Below are 15,980 nucleotides of genomic sequence, written 5' to 3'. Positions count from 1 at the left end.
AGCGCCCCGTCCGAGACTGGCGGAGGCGGGCCGCCCCGCGACCCGCCGGCAGCACCCGAGCGACGAGAGGACCGCGTCATGGGCCTGGACGACATCACCGAGAAGGCGAGCGACGCCGGCATCGAGAAGGCCGGGGACACCGCCGCGAAGAAGTCGGGCGGCGGCAACGCCGAGCACATCGACGACCTCGAGAAGAAGGCCGACGACAAGATCGGCAAGTAGCCCGCACGCGACGACGCCCGCACCTCCCCCCGGGGGTGCGGGCGTCGTCCTGCGTGGCGCGAGCCACGGCCTCGCGGGCGGTGCCGGGCCTTCCTCCCGGCACCCGCCCGCGGCGGGTCAGCGGCGCACGCGCTGGCGTGCGTCCCGGGCACGGGTGACCAGGTCGCCCAGGCCGACGACGACGATCACGGCCACGAGGCCCGCGACGACGATCCACACCTGCGGCGACATGACGTTGCTCCTCGTTCCGGCCCTCGACGTGCTGACGGGTTCCATCCTGGCAAGCCGACCCCGCCCGGCGGATCGGCCCTGCGCCGTATCTTCGGGTCCGACGTCGGGCGTACGGGGTCCCCCTCGGGGTGCACGGCCTCCTCCTCGCGGCGGAGGCCGACCCCCGGTCGCCCTCGGGGTCGCACCCCGAGAGCCGCGACCGCGACCGGCCCTCAGAGCACGACGGCGGGCGGCTCTGCGACCGAGTAGTTGTGCCGGAAGACGTCCTCGGGGTCGTACCGCCGCTTGAGCCCGCGCAGCCGCTCGAGGGTGGCCCCGGGATAGACGTCCGCGAGCCGCTCGGGCCGAGGGTCGGTCTCGAAGGACAGGTACGTGCCGTCGAAGTGGTGCGCCATGGCGTCCCAGATCGCGTCGATCCGCCGCCGGCTGCTGCCCATGGCGACGATGCTGAAGTTCGCCGACCGGTGGGCGTAGGCGGTGGCGTCGGCGGGCACGTCGTGCACGGCTCCCCCGGCGGCTCGGATCTGGAAGAACGGCGTGGCCCCGCTGCGGACGAGCCGGGCGGCGTCGGCGGCGAGCTCCGGGGTGAGGTGCTCGGCCATGCCCGACCGCGTGACGGGCTCGCCGTCGGACGTGTGCCGCTGCGGGACCGAGACGACGGCCGGGTACGGCACGACCTGCACCTGCTGCTGGAGCAGCGGCGCGATCCGGGCGAACGGGTTCAGCCGCTCGATGATCGTCTCCGGGTCGTCGGAGTCGACCATCGCCATCACCTGCGCGGCGACGATCCCGCCGCGGGGCGGTCCCATGATGAGGAACGCCGTGGTGTCGCGCGGCGCGGCCTCCAGGGTGGCGCCGTAGTCGACGAGGAACCGCTCGGTGTCGGAGGCGTCGAAGACGAGCTGGGCGAAACCCACGTCCCCGACCTCGTCGACCTCGAACTCGAAGGACGTGACGACGCCGAGATTCGCCCCGGCGCCGCGGATGCCCCAGAACAGGTCGGGGTCCTCGTCGGCGCTCGCCCGGACGACGGAGCCGTCGGCGAGGACGACCTCGGCGGCGCGCAGGTGGTCGAGCGTCAGGCCGTGCTCGCGCACCAGGAAGCCGATGCCGCCCGCGGTGGCGAGGCCGCCGACGCCGACGCCGCCGTAGTCGCCGGAGGTGAGGGCCCAGCCGTACGGGTGCAGCGCCGCGGCGACCTCACCCCAGCGCGCACCGGGCTGGATGCGGACCCGCCGGGCGGCGACGTCGAGGACCTCGATCGCGTTCATCCGCGACAGGTCCAGCACGATGCCGCCCTCGTTGGTCGACCGCCCGCTGATGCCGTGCCCGCCGCTGCGGATCGCGATCGTGACGTCCTGGGCACGGGCGTAGGCCAGGGCCTCGACCACCTCGGCGGTCCCGCCCGGCCGCAGCACGAGCCCAGGCCGGCCGCCTCGCATGTAGGTGGACCGGACGGCGGCGTACCCGGCGTCGCCGGGCTCGACGGCGGTGCCGACGAGGGCGGCCGGGATCGCGTCGTAGTCGATGCCCGGCGCCCGGGCGGCGCGCACGGCGGCGCTCCGGAGGGTGCCGACCCGGGTGCCGCGGGACGCGCGGGCGGCGGCGACGCGGTCGCGCACCGCGCCGGCCACCTCGGCGAACGCCTCGAGCGCGCGGTCGTCGGCGACCCCGAGGACGAGCGTCCCCACACCCGCCTCGAGGACGAGGGCGGCCAGGGCGTCCGCCACGTCGGCGACCGGCGCAGACCCGTCGGCGCCGGCCCCCAGGCCGAGCGCCCCCGCGTCGAGCACGAGGCCGCGCCGGACCTCGCGCGGGTCCCGGCCCGCGGCCGCGAGCGCCGCGTCCAGGGCGGTCTGCTCGCCGAGCACGGCGTCGAGGTGCGACGCCGTGCGCGGCGGCACCGGCAGCCACCAGCCGTCGGCGACGCGCGCGGCCAGCGTCCGCGCACCGGCGTCGACCGCACCCGGCACGGCACCCAGCCACAGGGCCAGGTCGTGCGCGGGCGCCGGACCGCGCTGCGCCCCGGCGACCCGGTGGTGCCGCCCCTCGTGCACGAGCGGCCCCGGCTCGGCGGCGGCCCACATGCCCCGCAGGACGTCGACGCCCTCGGCGAGCGCGTCGAGCGCGTCGTCGGCGTCCGCACCGTCCGGGCCGGGCGCGAGCCCGGGCGTGATGCGCCCGCCCGCCAGGTGGTCCAGGCTCGCCACGGCGCGCGCGAGCACCGCCGGGGGCCGGTCGTCGAGCCGCAGGCCGCGGGTCGCCACGTCGACGCGCTCGGTGGCGCCCGCGACGGACGCGAGCACGGTCCACGCGTCGAGCGCGTCGTCGAGCGCGTCGCCCTCCGGCGCACCGGCGCCCTCCCGCGTCGCCACACCCTCCCGCCCTCCCGGAGCCTCCGGGGCGACGCCGGCGCCGTCCCCGGCACCCGCGCCGTCCGGCACGACCACCAGGTCCAGCCCCAGCTCCTCCGCGCGCCGCGCGAGCCGCCCCGGCGCACCGGGGTCGGCCGCGGACGGGACGAGCTCGACGCCGAGCTGCAGCGGGTGCCCGAGGTCGACGCCGGTCACGCCTGATCCCCCGCCCCGACGGCCTCGGGGGCCACGCCGGCGGACCCGCCGCGCTGCGCGGCGACCAGCTCGCGCACGGCCGGCGCGATCTCCTGGCCGAGGACGGTGAGCAGCGTCGGGTCGTCGCCGGTGGCGATGAAGGCGCTCATCCCGTGCTCGAGGGCGAGCACGGCGAGCTGCTCGACCCACTGCTCGGGCGGCCCGGAGAGCAGGTCGGTGCTGCGTCGCGCGGTGAGCTGCCCGCCGACGTTGAGCAGCCGGCGCACGGCCCGCGGGTCGCGGCCCTCGGCGTGCGCGGCGTCGTCGATGCGCGCGTTCGCGTCGTCGAGGTCCTGGAGGCTGCGGAGGTAGCCGAGGGACGGGAGCCAGCCGTCCGCGTGCTCCCCGGTGAGCCGGAGCATCCGTGGCTTGTAGGCGCCGACCCAGATGCCGACCGGGTGGGCCGGCGCGGGGCCGCGCTTGGCGCCGGCGAGCGGCCAGTAGTCGCCCGGCAGGTCGACGCGGGTGCGCTCGCTGGTGTCCCAGAGGGTGCGGATGACCGTGATGGCCTCGCGCAGCGCGTCGACCCCCTGACCCGGGGTGAGCCGCCGCCCGCCCATGGCCTCGATGGCGTCCCAGAAGGCGCCCGAGCCCAGCCCGAGCTCGACGCGGCCGCCGGACAGCAGGTCCAGGCTGGCGACGGAGCGGGCGAGCACGGCGGGCGGCCGCAGCGGGAGGTTGGCGACGTTCGGCGCGAGGGTGATCCGCTCGGTGCGCGCCGCGACGTAGGACAGCAGGGTCCAGGTGTCGAGGAAGGACGGCTGGTAGGGGTGGTCCTGGAAGGTGGCGAGGTCGAGCCCCGCCCGCTCGGAGAGCTGCGCGAGCCCGACGACGCGCTCGGGCGCCGCGTTGCTCGGCGTGATGAACGACCCGAACAGCAGGTCGTGGCCGTAGTCCGTCATGTCCGCCTCGTCTCGATCCGCCGACGCATCCGTCGGCCAGCACGATCGTATGTCTAGCAGATGATTGGCTCAACCACGGGACGGGGCGTACGATTCCCGTATGACGGCGACCGGCGAGCAGACGACGCACCCCGCCTCCGATCTCGGGTGGTCGCTCGGCGTGCTGCTCCGCGCCTACGAGCACGCGATGACGTCCGCGGTCGAGGCGGTGCCCCACGGGTTCCGGGGGTTCCTGGTGCTGCGCGAGGTGGTGCGCGGGGCGCACCCGAGCCAGGCCGCGCTGGCGGCGAGCCTCGGGATCGACCGCACGGTGATGACGTACCTGATCGACGACCTGGAGCGCGCCGGCCTGGTGGAGCGGCGGGTGGCCGAGGTCGACCGGCGGCAGCGCCGGGTGCACCCCACGGCGGGCGCCGAGGCGCTGCTCGCGGAGCTGGAGCACCGGATGGCCGTCGCGGAGGACGCGGTGTTCGGCGCGCTCGACCCGGCGGACCGCGCCGCGGTCGGGCAGCTCCTGCGCCGCGCGGCCTGCGGGTACCGCGAGACCGGCGACCCGTGCACGACGGTGGAGCACGCGCTCGGGCGCTGACCCGGGCGCAGGCCACCCGGCGCCCGGGCGCGGCGTCAGCCCCGGCGCGCCTCGGCGTCCTCGCACGCGGCGAGCAGGAGCTGCGCCGCCTCGCGCACCTGGGCCACCTGGCCGAGGTCGAGCCGCAGCCCGTCGACCATCGCGGCCGGGATGCCGACGGCCCGCTCCCGCAGGGCGCGCCCGTCGTCGGTCAGGCGGATCGCGAGGGCCCGCTCGTCCGCGCCGTCGCGCGCCCGCTCGACCAGCCCGAGCGCCTCGAGCCGGCGGACCAGCGGCGACGCGGTGGCGGGCTCGAGGTGCAGCAGCGCCGCGAGCGCCTTGAGCGTGAGGTCGCCGTGCTGCCAGAGCGCGAGCATCGCGAGGTACTGCGGGTGCGTCAGCCCGAGCGGCTCGAGCAGCGGCCGGTAGAACCCGACGAGCGCGCGGGCCGCGGCCGACATCGCGAGGCAGACCTGCGCCTCGACGGCGAGCGGGTCACCGGCGGGTGCGTCAGCGCTGGACGCAGCCGGGCCCGATGCAGCCGCCCCGGGAGCAGGGACGGCGGTCGGGGCGGGCGGGATCACGCCCCCGATGCTAGCCCGGATCGTTCGTGCGCATATGATGAGCGCCCTCAGCATCGGACGGGACGAGGCGGCGGGCATGGGCAAGATCGGCAGGGCGAACGACAGGCGCGAGGCGGCGCTGCTCAGCGTGTTCGGGCCGGCCCAGGTCGGCGACCCCCTGGCCCCGGACCGCGAGGTGGCCGAGGCCGACCGCGAGCGGGACCAGGCGCTGCGCACCGAGTTCGTGCGGGTCGTCGGTGCCGACGGCCGGTCCTACCTCGTGGAGCGCCCCGTCGAGGACTGACACCGCTCCCCGCGGCACACACCCCGCGCAGCGCGACGCCCCCGCGACCGAGCCGGTCGCGGGGGCGTCGTGCGTGGGGGACGCCGCTCAGCGCGCCCCGGCCCGCCGCCACGCGAGCACGGCGACGACGAGGGCGCCGACGCCGGCCGCGAGGCCGAGGCCGCCGAGCACGACGGGCAGCGCGCCGGCGTCGTCGGTCGACGAGCCGGACCCGGCATCCCCAGCCCCGACCTCGTCGCCCGCCCCGGCGTCCTCGGACCCGTCGCCCGACGCGTCCGCCGTGCCGTGGCCGTGGCCGTCCGCCGCCGCCTCGGTCGTCGTGAAGGTCGGCGCCGGGCTGTCCGGCTCCTCGTCGCCCTCGGCGACCTGGTCCCAGTCGACGACCTCGCCGTCGGCGTACTCCTGGTGCGCGGGCAGGACGAGCTCGGTGCCGGCCGCGGGCAGCGGGCCGACCGAGATCGCGAACTGCTGGAACTCGCCGTCGCCGATGCCGGCGCCGTCGGCGGTCCAGGTGACGTGCAGCGGCGCCTGGGTGAGGGTTGTGCCGTCGACCTCGACCGGCTCGGGCAGAGCGCCGCGCTCGACGGTGGCGCTCCACCCGGGCACGGGCTGCGTCGAGACCGACGTCAGGGGCGTGTCCGTCGGCAGGTCGACGGTCACCCGGGTCGTCGCCGACGTCGGCGACTCGTTGGGCACCCGGAAGGTGAGGACGGTCCAGCCGCCGGCGGCGGTGGTCTCGGGGACGACGCGGACGTGCGCGGACGCCGCGGCGGCGGAGCCGAGGACGAGGGCGGCGGCCAGAGCGGGGCCGGCGGCGAGGCGCGCGAGGGCGCGGGGCGATGCGGACATGGTCGGTTCTCCTGGGGACGGCGTGGCGCGCGCCGCCGGGCCGTCGCACGGGGCGACGGCGGGGCGCGCGGGGACGGCGCGACCCGGCGCCCCCGCCGCGCAGGGCGTGCGGGGGCTCAGGCCACGCGGGGGCGGAGCACCCCGGGCGGGCCGCGCCTCGCGACGCCGCCGCGCAGGGCCGGCACCGGGCGCGGTGCGGCGGCGACCGGCGCCACGGGCCGCGCGCGCGGCGCGACCGGGGTCGGCAGCGCGCCCGCGAGCGCCGGCAGCAGCGCCGCCCAGCGGCGGGCGAGCGCGAGGACCCCGCGGTCGGTCGCCACGAGCAGCAGCACGGTGGCCGCCATCGCGGCGGCGTGGGCGGCGAGCATCAGCCCGCCGGCGCCGTGCGGGTCGGCGACCACGGCGTCGACCGGGACTCGGGCCGCGGCCCCGGCGAGGCCGGGCACCGCCCCCGGGAGGACGACCCCGTGCCCGCCGTGCGCCGCGCCCGGGAGCGCGGCGCCCGCGCCCGGCGCGAGCCAGGTGAGCGCCGCGTGCACCCCGAGCTGACCGGCCACCGCTGCCGGGAGCAGGACCCGCACGGTCAGGGGCCGGCGCGCGAGCGCCGCGGAGCCGACCACGACGAGCGACCCGATGAGGGCGAGCGCGCTCCCGGACGGGGCGTGGCCGCCGCCGAGCACGTGCGCACCGGACCCGAGCGCGAGCACGGTCGCCGCGACGCCGAGCAGGCGCCCCACGACGAGCGCACGCTGCACGGACGGGTCCACGGCGCCGACGCTACGGCATCGCCGGGACGAAGGTCCCACCGGCGCCGGGTGACCGGCGCGCCGACGCGCGCGGGCCGGTCACCCGGCGGGTCGCCGGCGCCCGCCCGAGCGCGGCGGGTGTCAGGCGGCCGGGTACCCGCCGTCGACCTGGTGCAGGCTGCCCGTGATGAACGACGCCTCGTCGCTCAGGAGGAAGGCCACGAGCGCGGCGACCTCGTCCGGCCGGCCGATCCGGCCGATCGGGTGCTTCGCCGTGATGGCGTCGATCTGGTCCTGCGGGAGCTGCGCCATCAGCGGCGTCCAGATGTTGCCCGGCGCGACCGCGTTGACCCGGACGCCGCGCGTGCCGTACTCGACGGCGGCGTTCTTGGTCAGGCCGTTGATCGCGTGCTTCGACGCGACGTAGGCGGAGTTGCCCGGCGCGGCGACGAGCGCGTGCATCGACGCCATGTTGACGACCGCTCCGCCGCCCGCGGCCTCGATGGCGGGCAGCTCGTACCGCAGGCCGTACAGCACGCCGTTGAGGTTGATGTCGATGACGCGGCGCCAGTCGGCGTCGAGGTCGAGCTCGCCGGTCGGCAGCTGGTTCCGGGCCGCGATGCCGGCGTTGTTCACCGCGAGGTGCAGCGCGCCGTAGGTCGCGACCGCGAAGTCGACGGCGGCGCGCGAGCTCTCGGGGTCGGCGGTGTCCTGCTGGAACGCGGACGCGGCGCCGCCGGCCGCGACGATCTCGTCGGCCACCCGCTGCGCCGCCTCGAGCCGGATGTCGGTGAGCACGACGGACGCGCCCTCCGCGGCGAGCCGCTGCGCGACGGCCTCCCCGATCCCGCTGCCGCCACCCGTCACCAGGGCCACCTTGCCGTCGAACCGCGCCATCACGCGTCACTCCTCGCTCAGATCTCGTGAGCCGCGGGGCGCGGCCCGTCCGAGTCAACACCGACCGACCGGTCGGTGATGGCCGCTCGCGGTGTCGGGACGATCACACCGGGACCGACGGCCCTTGACACCGCCGTCCGGGCCGCGGACTCCACGGCCCGGGCGCCACGGCGCGCAGCCCCGTAGCCTGCTCGTCGGGAGCGGACGACATCAGGGAGGGCGCGTGACGACGGAGCCGCAGAGCGGCGCGACCACCGCCGGGACCCCGCGGCTCCCCCGCGCGCCCCGTCGGCCGACCGCCCGCGACCTGCGCCTCGTGGCGCTGTTCGCGCTGCTCAACGCCGCCGCCTGCCTGCTCGGCCGCGCGAACCGCGTCCCCGACGCAGAGGTCAGCCTGGTCTGGCCGGCCGCGGGGGTCTCGGTGCTGTGGCTGGTGGCGCGGGCCCGCCGCCCGTGGCCCTGGCTGGACCCGCTGGTGCTCGCCCTGTCGACCGGCACCGTGGTCGCGGCGACCGGCGCGTCGGCGTCGACCGCCGCGATCGGCGCGCTCGCCGCGACCGTGCAGGCGGTGGTCTGCGCGGCGGTGCTCGCCCGGTACGCGCCGTACGTCTGGGCCGCCCGCGGCACCCAGCAGCTGCGCCGGGTGCCCGACCTCTGGTGGTTCGTGCTCGGCGCCGCGCTGAGCTCCGTGGTCTCGGCCCCGCTGGTCGAGCTGGCCGTGGTCCTCGGCGGCGAGCCGTGGACGTGGCGCACGGCGCTGCTCTGGTGCGCGCGGAACACCGTCGCGATCGTCGGCATCGGCTCGCTCGGCTTCACCCTCGGCGCGTGGCTGCGCGGTCGCCGGTCGCGCACGGCGCCCGAACGCGTCGAGTGGTGGACGGAGGGCAGGGGCGCCGACTACCTCGCGGCGATGCTGCTCGCCCCGCTGCTCTACGTGGTGTGGTTCGTCGAGATCGACTGGCTCGCGGTGGTGTTCCCGCTCATCGGCCTCACGGTGTGGGCTGGCTCCCGGCTGCCGACGCGGTCGGTCGTGCTGCACACCACGCTGTGCGGCGTCGTCGCGATCCAGCTCACGCTCGCCGGGTCGGGCCCGTTCGCGGAGCTGCCCGACCCGACGGCCCAGGTGGCGATCGCCCAGCTCTACGTCGGGCTGGTCGCGGTGATCGGGCTCGCCCTCGCGATCGCCCGCGACGAGCGGGCGCTCCTGGTCGCGGACCTGCAGGCCGCCCGGGACCGCGCGCAGGAGCAGGCGACGCTGCTGGCGACGGTCGTGGACACGATGTCGGAGGGCGTCCGGGTGGTCGACGCAGCCGGTCGCGTGGTGGTGCGCAACCCCACCGCGGGCCTGCTGCTCACCGGCCGCACCGCGCCCGACGGCGCGGGCGACGCGGACCTGGCCCACCTCGCGCACCTCGACGGCAGCCCGGTCCCGGACGCGGAGCTGCCGTTCCGCCGGGCCCTCGCGGGCGAGCAGGTGCGCGAGGCGGACCTGCTCGTGCGGGTGCCGGGTGCGACGGAGCCGCGCATCGTCACGTTCTCGGCCTCGCCCCTGCCCGCCGCGGCGGGCGGCGGCGCGGTGACGGTGCTGCGGGACGTCACGGTCGAGCGCACGGAGCTGCGCCGGGCGGCCCTGGTGCAGGCGAGCCTGCTGCCGTCGCGCGCGCTCGACGTGCCCGGGCTGGACCTCGCGGCGCGGTTCGTGCCCGCGGGCTCGGTGGGGGGCGACTTCTACGACTGGCAGGCGGTGGCGGACGGCCTGGTGCTCACCCTCGCCGACGTGATGGGCAAGGGCCCGGCCGCCGCGATCCTGGCCGCGACCACGCGCTCGGTGCTGCACGCGCAGTCCGCGCTGCAGGACGTCGCCGGCACGCTGGCGGCGACCGAGCGGGCGATGACCGCGGACCTCGCGAACGCCGGCGCGTTCGTGACGATGTTCCGCGCCTACGTGGACGCGGCGGACGGGCAGGTGTCCTACACGGACGCGGGGCACGGCCTGTCCCTGATCGTCGGCCAGGACGGCACGGCGCGCCGGCTCTCGGCGACCGGGCTGCCGCTCGGGATCGCTCCCGGGCCCGACCGGGTGACCGCCCGCGCCCGGCTGGCCCCGGGCGAGCTGCTGGTGACGTTCTCCGACGGGGTGCTCGACGCGCTCGGCGGGTCGCTGGGCGACCTGGACCAGGTGGGGCGCGCGGTGCGCGGCACGCGTACCGCCGAGCAGGCCGCCGACGCGGTGCTGTCGCTGGTCGACCCCCGGCACCCCGAGGACGACCTCACGGTCGTCGCGCTGCGCCGCGCCGCCTGACCCGGACGACCCCGCCCGAACCCCCGGCACCGGAGGCCCCGTGGACCTGCTGCTCCTCGCCGACACCCACGTCCCGCGCCGCGCGCGCGACCTGCCCCCGGCGGTGTGGGACGCCGTCGACGCCGCCGACGTCGTGCTGCACGCGGGCGACTGGGTCGACGTGGCGCTCCTGGACGCCCTGGAGGCCCGGGCGCGGCGGCTCGTCGGCTGCTGGGGCAACAACGACGGGTCCGACCTGCGCGCCCGGCTGCCGGAGGTGGCCCGCGCGGAGCTCGGCGGGCTGCGGTTCGCGGTCGTGCACGAGACCGGGCAGGCGGCGGGCCGGGAGGCGCGGTGCGCCGCGGCGTACCCCGACGCCGACGTGCTGGTGTTCGGCCACAGCCACATCCCGTGGGACACCGTCGCACCCGGCGGGCTGCGCCTGCTGAACCCCGGGTCGCCGACCGACCGCCGCCGGCAGCCGGCGGGGACCTACCTGACGGCCCGGGCCGAGGGCGGGGCGCTGCACGACGTGGTGCTGCACGCGGTGCCGCCGCGCGCCTGAGCGCACGCGCCACGCCGGGCGCCGTCGCCCGGCGTCACCGGTCAGCCCGCCCGGCGCACCGCCACGACCGTGATGTCGTCCGGCCGCTCGGCCGCTCCCGCCGCGAGGCGCAGCACCGCGTCGACCGCCGCGTCCGCGGACCCGGCGCCCCGGACGGCGTCGACCACCGGCGGCAGCCCCGCGAGCGTGCCGTCGACCAGGTCGAGCAGCCCGTCGGAGAACGTCAGCAGCAGGTCGCCGGGCCCGAGGTGCACGACCCGCTGCTCGCGGGCCTCCTCGTCCAGGACGCCGAGCGGGAGGCCGGTCGCCGGCAGCCGCTCGTCGGACCCGTCGGAGCGGACGACGACGGTGAGCCCGTGGCCGGCGTCCGCGTAGCAGACGTCGCCGCTCGCGGCGTCGAGCGAGGCGTGGAACGCGGTGGCGAACACCCCGGCGCCGGACAGGTCGGAGTGCAGGATCGCGCCGGCGTACAGCAGGGACTGCGCGACGTCGGCGCCGTGGGCGGAGCCGCGCAGCACCGCGCGGATCGAGGCCGCCATGATCCCGGCGCCCGCGCCCTTGCCCATGACGTCGACGAGGCTCAGCACGAGGCCGCTCCCGGTCGTCGACCAGTCGTAGAAGTCGCCGCCCACGGCCCGGCTGGGCAGGCACGCCCCCGCGACCTCGTAGCCGGGCACCACCGGCGCGGACCGGGGCAGCAGCCCCGCCTGCACCTGGGCCGCGCGCTCGAGCTCGGAGTCGATGACGAGCTCCTTCTCGACCCACGCGGCGAGGTCGCGCAGCAGGGAGGCGCTGTCCGCGTCGAACTGCCGGGGCTGCTGGTCGGCGATGCACAGCGTGCCGACGCGGTAGCCGCCCGGCGCGACGAGGGGCTGCCCGGCGTAGAACCGGAGCCCGTCCGGGCCCACGACGAACGGCTTGTCCCGGAACCGCTCGTCCTGGGCGGCGTCGGGGACGACGAGCATCCGGTCCTCCTGGACCGTCGTGCCGCAGAACGACTCCTCGCGGGGGACGACCGGCTCGTCGAAGCCCACCATCGCCTTGTGCACGACGACCTGGCGGTCGACGAGCGAGACGATCGCGGTCGACACGCCGAACAGCTGCCGGGCGAGCCGGACGACGCGGTCGAACCGGTCCTCGGCGGGGGTGTCGAGCACGCCGAGCCGGTGCAGCGCGGCGACGCGGTCGTCTTCCAGGTGCAGGGTGTCAGAAGCCATCGGCACGACCGTACGTCACGCCGACCGGTGCCGGGCCAGCCGCCAGGTGTTGCGGCCGTCCTCCCGCGCCAGGCTCAGGCTGTCGACGGCCCGCAGCACCAGGGCGATCCCCCGCCCGCTCTCGGCGAAGTCGTCCACCGGCGCCGGGTCGAGGTCGACCCGCACCGGTGCGCCGTCGTCGGTGAGCTCGGCCTCCAGCCGCGCGGGGTCGGCGCGCAGCCGCACGCTCGCCCGGACGGGGCCGTCGCCGACCGGGACGGTGTGCCGCACGACGTTCGTCGCGATCTCGATGACCGCGGTCTCGAACCGCAGCCGGTCCAGGTCGGGCACCTCGGGCGCCGCGTCCCACAGGCGCGCGAGCGCGGCGTGGACGTCCTCCAGCCACGCGGTCTGCGCGGTGCCGTCGACGCGGAGCTCGACGGCCCCGTCAGCGGCCGGCACCGACCGCGTCCTCGACGGTGGCGTACGGGCGGAGCACCCGGTCCATCGTGGTGAGCTCCAGCACGGTGCGGACCTGCTGGCCGACGCGGGCGATCCGCAGGTCGCCCCCGGCGGCGCGGGCGGTCCGCAGCCCGCCGACCAGCGCGCCCAGCCCGGACGAGTCCAGGAACGCCGTCTCCGCCAGGTCGACGACCACGAGCGTGCGCCCCTCGGCCACCTCGCGGTCGACGGCGGCCTTCAGCTCGCCCGCGGCGGCCATGGTCAGCCGGCCCTGCACGCGCAGCACGGCCGCGCCCTCGGTCCGGTCGGTCGTCAGCTCCATCGGGTCCTCCTCGTCGTCGTCATGCGATGCCCCGGCGCCGCGCGCTGGGCGGCGGGCTCGCCTCGGGCCCGGCGAACCCGCGGTAGCGGAGCGCCTGCACCACCACGCTGAGCACCACCAGGTCGTACACCACCCACAGCAGGTTCACGGTCGTGCCCACCCAGAGGGACAGCCCGAGCGACGCCCGGACGATCCCGACCACCGCCGCGACGACCAGCAGCGCCATCGCGAGCAGCTGGGGCCAGACGAGCCGCCACTGGCTGGGCGACCCGTCTGGCCGGACCTTCGGGGTCACCGCGAAGCCGAGCGGCCGGCCGAACCACACGTTCGCCACCGCGGTCCACACGGCCTTGATCCACACCGGGAACAGCGCGAGCGCGTACTGCTGCCCGCGCCAGGTCTTCACGCCCCGGGCCGCCACCACGAACAGCAGCTGGCTGGCCAGGAAGAACGGGATGAACCGGGCGAAGAAGTCGACCGTCCAGGCGGTCACGGGCAGCACGCCGAAGCACAGGAAGATGATCGGCGCGGCCAGGTAGACCAGCGCGGCGAAGCCCGACAGGTAGGACCACATGGTCGCGAAGTACATGAGCTTCTGGCCGACCGCCAGGCCCCGGACGCCCAGCGGGTTCTCCTTGAGCATCACCTGCATCGTGCCCTGCGCCCAGCGCAGCCGCTGGGTCATCATCGTGCCGAGGTCCTCGGGGGCGAGGCCGTGGGCCAGGCTCTCGTGGTGGTAGACGGTCCTCCAGCCGAGGGAGTGCAGCCGCATCGCGGTCGCCATGTCCTCGGTGACCGACAGCGTGGCGACCGGCATCACGGCCTGCGCCTCGGAGGACCGGTCCACGTCCACCGCCCGCACCAGCGCCTGCACCGACTCGATCGCACCGAGCGGCGACCACTCGCGGTCGGCGAGCCGGGCCAGCGCGGGCTCGTCGACGACGACCGCGCCGATCTCGTCGTCCCGGGCGATCGGCAGCGCCGCGATCGCGGCGAGGTCGTCCTGGATGCTCGCGACGTCCCGGGCCACGACCTGCGCCGAGATCCCGTCGACCTCGCGCTGGAAGCCGTACGTGACGTCCGACAGCGGCTCGCCCGCGTCGAGCTGCGCGAGCGCCCGCGCGGCCGCCTCCTGCACCTCGTGCAGCACCGCGGCCTGGGCGGCGTCCGGGGCGTCCCGCTGCGCACGGTCGAGCAGCCGGCGCGACGCGTGCAGCGCCTCGCGCACCGACCGCTCGGTCTCCCGGACGTAGCCGACCAGGCCGAGCTGCATGAGGGCGTCCCGGCGCAGCACCGCGTTCGACCCGCAGAAGAACGCGGCGTTCCAGCCGTCCTTGCCCTGCTGGATCGGGCCGTAGAACAGCGGCGCCTGGCTGCCGAGGGGGTCGGCGGAGGTGACGTTGGTGAAGAACTGCGGCGTCTGCACGAGCGCGACCGCGGGGTCCTCGAAGTACCCGAGGACGCGGTCGAGGAGCTCCGGCTCCGGGATCTGGTCCGCGTCGAGGATGAGCAGGAACTCGCCGTCCGTCTGGAACAGCGCGTTGTTGAGGTTGCCGGCCTTGGCGTGCCGCGGCCGGTCGGTCCAGTCCTCGGAGCGCTCGATGTACCCGACCCCGGCGGCGCGCGCGGCGGCGGCCAGGTCGGGCCGCGATCCGTCGTCCAGCACGAAGGTGCGGTGCGGGTACGCGATGTCGCGCGCGGCCTCCGCGGTCCGCATCACCAGCTCCACGGGCTCGTCGTACGTGGTGACGAACACGTCGACCGTGATCCCGGGCGCCGGCGCGGGCGGGTCGTCGCGCCGCTTCGCCTTCCACATCGTCATGCCGAACAGCGCGACGTCGATCAGCGAGTACGTCTCCGCGATCACCAGCGGGACGGCGATCCACCACGCCGACCAGTTCACCGAGTCGAGCCAGCGCCAGGCGATGTAGTTCACGCCCAGCAGGAGCGTGAGCACCACGACGACCCGCAGCACGAGCTGCTGCCTCATCCGTTCTCCCTCTTCAGCACCACGACGGTCACGTCGTCGGGGCGGTCCGTGGCGGTACCGGCGGCCGCGAGCACGCGGGCCACGGCGTCCGCCGCCGACGTGGCGGCGCCGAGCGGCCCCGCCAGCACGTCCTCCGGGTCCAGCGCCCGGTCGCCGCGCTCGAGCAGGCCGTCGCTCACGACGGCCAGGGTGTCGCCGGGCGCGAGCACGACCTCGGCCGCCGCGCGCGGCACCCCCACGACCACGCCGAGCGGCGGACCCTGCGCGGGCAGCCGCCGCAGGGTCCCGTCGGCGGCGCGCAGCACCGCGAGGCCGTGTCCCGCGTCCGTGTACCGCAGCACGCCGGTCGCCGGGTCGAGCTCCGCGTGGAACGCGGTGACGAACGCGCCGGCCCGGTCGAGGTCGGGCTCGAGCACCCGCTCCGCGAGCGCCACCGCCGCCGCCACGTCCTCGTGCCGGCCGACGCCGCGGAGCACCGAGCGCACCGTCGCGGCGATGATCGCGGCCCCCAGGCCCCGGTCCATCACGTCCGCGAGGGTCAGCAGCAGGCGCTCCGGGGTCGCCTGCCAGTCGTAGAAGTCGCCGCCCACCCCGTGCGCGGGGAGGCAGGCGCCGGCCAGGTCCCACCCCGGGACGTCCGGCGCGCCGGTGGGCAGCAGCCCGCGCTGCACCTCGGCGGCGCGCCCGAGCTCGGCGTCCGCGGACAGCTCCTTCTCCACCCACGCGGCGAGGTCGACGAGCAGCGCCTCGTCCTCCGCGGAGAACTCCCGCGGCCGGCGGTCCATCAGGCACAGCGTGCCGACCCGCTGGCCGCCCGCGGTCGCCAGGGGCCGCCCGGCGTAGAACCGGATGTGCGGCTCGCCGGTCACGAAGGGGGCCACCGCGAACCGGGGGTCCAGGGCGGCGTCGGGGACCACCAGCGTCGCGGGCTGCTCGATCGCGACGGCGCAGAACATGCCGTCGCGCGGCGTCTCGCGGGCGCCGGTGCCCTGGTGCGACTTGAGGAACAGCCGGTCGGCGTCCACCAGCGAGACGAACGCCATCTGGACCCCGAACAGCTGCTGCGCCAGCCGGGTCACCCGGTCGAACCGCTCCTCCGGGGGCGTGTCGAGGACGTCCAGCTCGCGCAGCGCCGCGACGCGTCGTGCCTCGTCGACGTCGCCCCGTGCGGTCTCGCCCATGCCTCACCCCCCGGCGCGACCCTACCCACAGGACCCCTGACCCGCAGGGCGGCGCGGCGTGCCGAGACCACCCGCCTGACGGGTCAAGGAGC

Annotated in this window: 16 protein-coding genes; 5 read left to right on the top strand and 11 right to left on the bottom strand. The window is 77.0% G+C overall.

The features are described 5' to 3' along the window. Window positions 1-78 precede the first annotated feature (78 nt). On the top strand, window positions 79-222 hold the full coding sequence (locus tag FKM96_RS20775) for a hypothetical protein (protein ID WP_168216998.1): 144 nt from the start codon (window positions 79-81) through the stop codon (window positions 220-222). A 443-nt stretch (window positions 223-665) separates the two neighbouring features. Here FKM96_RS20775 and FKM96_RS15105 read toward each other — a convergent pair whose 3' ends face one another. Further along, entirely contained in the window at window positions 666-3,023 is a 2,358-nt protein-coding gene (locus FKM96_RS15105) for an LLM class flavin-dependent oxidoreductase (RefSeq protein ID WP_246855006.1), read from the bottom strand. Continuing rightward, on the bottom strand, window positions 3,020-3,964 hold the full coding sequence (locus FKM96_RS15100; RefSeq protein ID WP_147795932.1) for an LLM class flavin-dependent oxidoreductase: 945 nt from the start codon (window positions 3,962-3,964) through the stop codon (window positions 3,020-3,022). Before FKM96_RS15100 ends, FKM96_RS15105 begins: the two co-directional genes overlap by 4 nt. 100 nt (window positions 3,965-4,064) lie before the next feature. On the opposite strand from FKM96_RS15100, the gene FKM96_RS15095 reads away from it, so the two are divergent. After that, window positions 4,065-4,553, top strand: coding sequence for a MarR family winged helix-turn-helix transcriptional regulator (locus tag FKM96_RS15095; RefSeq protein ID WP_147795931.1), 489 nt, complete (start codon window positions 4,065-4,067; stop codon window positions 4,551-4,553). A gap of 35 nt (window positions 4,554-4,588) precedes the next feature. On the opposite strand, the gene FKM96_RS15090 is transcribed toward FKM96_RS15095, so the two are convergent. Then, entirely contained in the window at window positions 4,589-5,116 is a 528-nt protein-coding gene (locus FKM96_RS15090) for a MarR family winged helix-turn-helix transcriptional regulator (RefSeq protein WP_371300430.1), read from the bottom strand. A gap of 37 nt (window positions 5,117-5,153) precedes the next feature. On the opposite strand from FKM96_RS15090, the gene FKM96_RS15085 reads away from it, so the two are divergent. Beyond that, entirely contained in the window at window positions 5,154-5,399 is a 246-nt protein-coding gene (locus FKM96_RS15085; protein ID WP_246855005.1) for a hypothetical protein, read from the top strand. 87 nt (window positions 5,400-5,486) lie between these two features. Here FKM96_RS15085 and FKM96_RS15080 read toward each other — a convergent pair whose 3' ends face one another. From FKM96_RS15080 to FKM96_RS15070, 3 genes are all read right to left on the bottom strand, one after another. Beyond that, window positions 5,487-6,248 carry a YcnI family protein gene (locus FKM96_RS15080; RefSeq protein WP_147795929.1) on the bottom strand — a complete coding sequence of 254 codons (762 nt, stop codon included), beginning with the start codon at window positions 6,246-6,248 and terminating at the stop codon, window positions 5,487-5,489. 116 nt (window positions 6,249-6,364) lie between these two features. Then, window positions 6,365-7,015: a hypothetical protein gene (locus FKM96_RS15075; RefSeq protein ID WP_147795928.1), complete on the bottom strand. Its 651-nt coding sequence runs from the start codon at window positions 7,013-7,015 to the stop codon at window positions 6,365-6,367. Window positions 7,016-7,135: 120 nt separating this feature from the next. After that, window positions 7,136-7,891, bottom strand: coding sequence for an SDR family NAD(P)-dependent oxidoreductase (locus tag FKM96_RS15070; protein WP_147795927.1), 756 nt, complete (start codon window positions 7,889-7,891; stop codon window positions 7,136-7,138). Between the two features lie 223 nt (window positions 7,892-8,114). Here FKM96_RS15070 and FKM96_RS15065 point away from each other — a divergent pair, with 223 nt between their 5' ends. After that, window positions 8,115-10,193, top strand: coding sequence for a SpoIIE family protein phosphatase (locus FKM96_RS15065; RefSeq protein WP_147795926.1), 2,079 nt, complete (start codon window positions 8,115-8,117; stop codon window positions 10,191-10,193). Between the two features lie 40 nt (window positions 10,194-10,233). Further along, window positions 10,234-10,737, top strand: coding sequence for a metallophosphoesterase (locus tag FKM96_RS15060; RefSeq protein WP_147795925.1), 504 nt, complete (start codon window positions 10,234-10,236; stop codon window positions 10,735-10,737). Between the two features lie 41 nt (window positions 10,738-10,778). On the opposite strand, the gene FKM96_RS15055 is transcribed toward FKM96_RS15060, so the two are convergent. The 5 genes from FKM96_RS15055 to FKM96_RS15035 are packed head-to-tail and all read right to left on the bottom strand — an operon-like array spanning window position 10,779 to window position 15,888. Then, window positions 10,779-11,954, bottom strand: coding sequence for a PP2C family protein-serine/threonine phosphatase (locus tag FKM96_RS15055; protein ID WP_147795924.1), 1,176 nt, complete (start codon window positions 11,952-11,954; stop codon window positions 10,779-10,781). A gap of 15 nt (window positions 11,955-11,969) precedes the next feature. Beyond that, window positions 11,970-12,395 (bottom strand): ATP-binding protein, encoded by a 426-nt coding sequence (locus tag FKM96_RS15050; protein ID WP_147795923.1) that lies wholly within the window; start codon window positions 12,393-12,395, stop codon window positions 11,970-11,972. Further along, a complete protein-coding gene (locus FKM96_RS15045; RefSeq protein ID WP_147795922.1) occupies window positions 12,382-12,717 on the bottom strand; it encodes an STAS domain-containing protein in 336 nt (111 codons plus the stop codon). Before FKM96_RS15045 ends, FKM96_RS15050 begins: the two co-directional genes overlap by 14 nt. A 19-nt stretch (window positions 12,718-12,736) precedes the next feature. Then, complete coding sequence (locus FKM96_RS15040; protein WP_147795921.1) at window positions 12,737-14,707, bottom strand: glycosyltransferase family 2 protein; 1,971 nt, start codon at window positions 14,705-14,707, stop codon at window positions 12,737-12,739. Further along, a complete protein-coding gene (locus FKM96_RS15035; protein WP_147795920.1) occupies window positions 14,704-15,888 on the bottom strand; it encodes a PP2C family protein-serine/threonine phosphatase in 1,185 nt (394 codons plus the stop codon). Before FKM96_RS15035 ends, FKM96_RS15040 begins: the two co-directional genes overlap by 4 nt. Window positions 15,889-15,980: the final 92 nt, after the last annotated feature.

The sequence above is a fragment of the Cellulomonas sp. Y8 genome (assembly GCF_008033115.1).
GTDB lineage: Bacteria > Actinomycetota > Actinomycetes > Actinomycetales > Cellulomonadaceae > Cellulomonas.
The sequence above is the reverse complement of the archived record's forward strand: the minus strand, read 5'-3'. Positions and strand labels throughout refer to the sequence as shown.

Bases quoted from the DNA above. Each gene is read 5' to 3' on its own strand.
- FKM96_RS15100 (WP_147795932.1), bottom strand. From the start codon at position 3,964: ATGACGGACTACGGCCACGACCTGCTGTTCGGGTCGTTCATCACGCCG.
- FKM96_RS15095 (WP_147795931.1), top strand. From the start codon at position 4,065: ATGACGGCGACCGGCGAGCAGACGACGCACCCCGCCTCCGATCTCGGG.
- FKM96_RS15045 (WP_147795922.1), bottom strand. From the start codon at position 12,717: ATGGAGCTGACGACCGACCGGACCGAGGGCGCGGCCGTGCTGCGCGTG.
- FKM96_RS15080 (WP_147795929.1), bottom strand. From the start codon at position 6,248: ATGTCCGCATCGCCCCGCGCCCTCGCGCGCCTCGCCGCCGGCCCCGCT.
- FKM96_RS15035 (WP_147795920.1), bottom strand. From the start codon at position 15,888: ATGGGCGAGACCGCACGGGGCGACGTCGACGAGGCACGACGCGTCGCG.
- FKM96_RS15055 (WP_147795924.1), bottom strand. From the start codon at position 11,954: ATGGCTTCTGACACCCTGCACCTGGAAGACGACCGCGTCGCCGCGCTG.
- FKM96_RS20775 (WP_168216998.1), top strand. From the start codon at position 79: ATGGGCCTGGACGACATCACCGAGAAGGCGAGCGACGCCGGCATCGAG.
- FKM96_RS15040 (WP_147795921.1), bottom strand. From the start codon at position 14,707: ATGAGGCAGCAGCTCGTGCTGCGGGTCGTCGTGGTGCTCACGCTCCTG.
- FKM96_RS15085 (WP_246855005.1), top strand. From the start codon at position 5,154: ATGAGCGCCCTCAGCATCGGACGGGACGAGGCGGCGGGCATGGGCAAG.
- FKM96_RS15070 (WP_147795927.1), bottom strand. From the start codon at position 7,891: ATGGCGCGGTTCGACGGCAAGGTGGCCCTGGTGACGGGTGGCGGCAGC.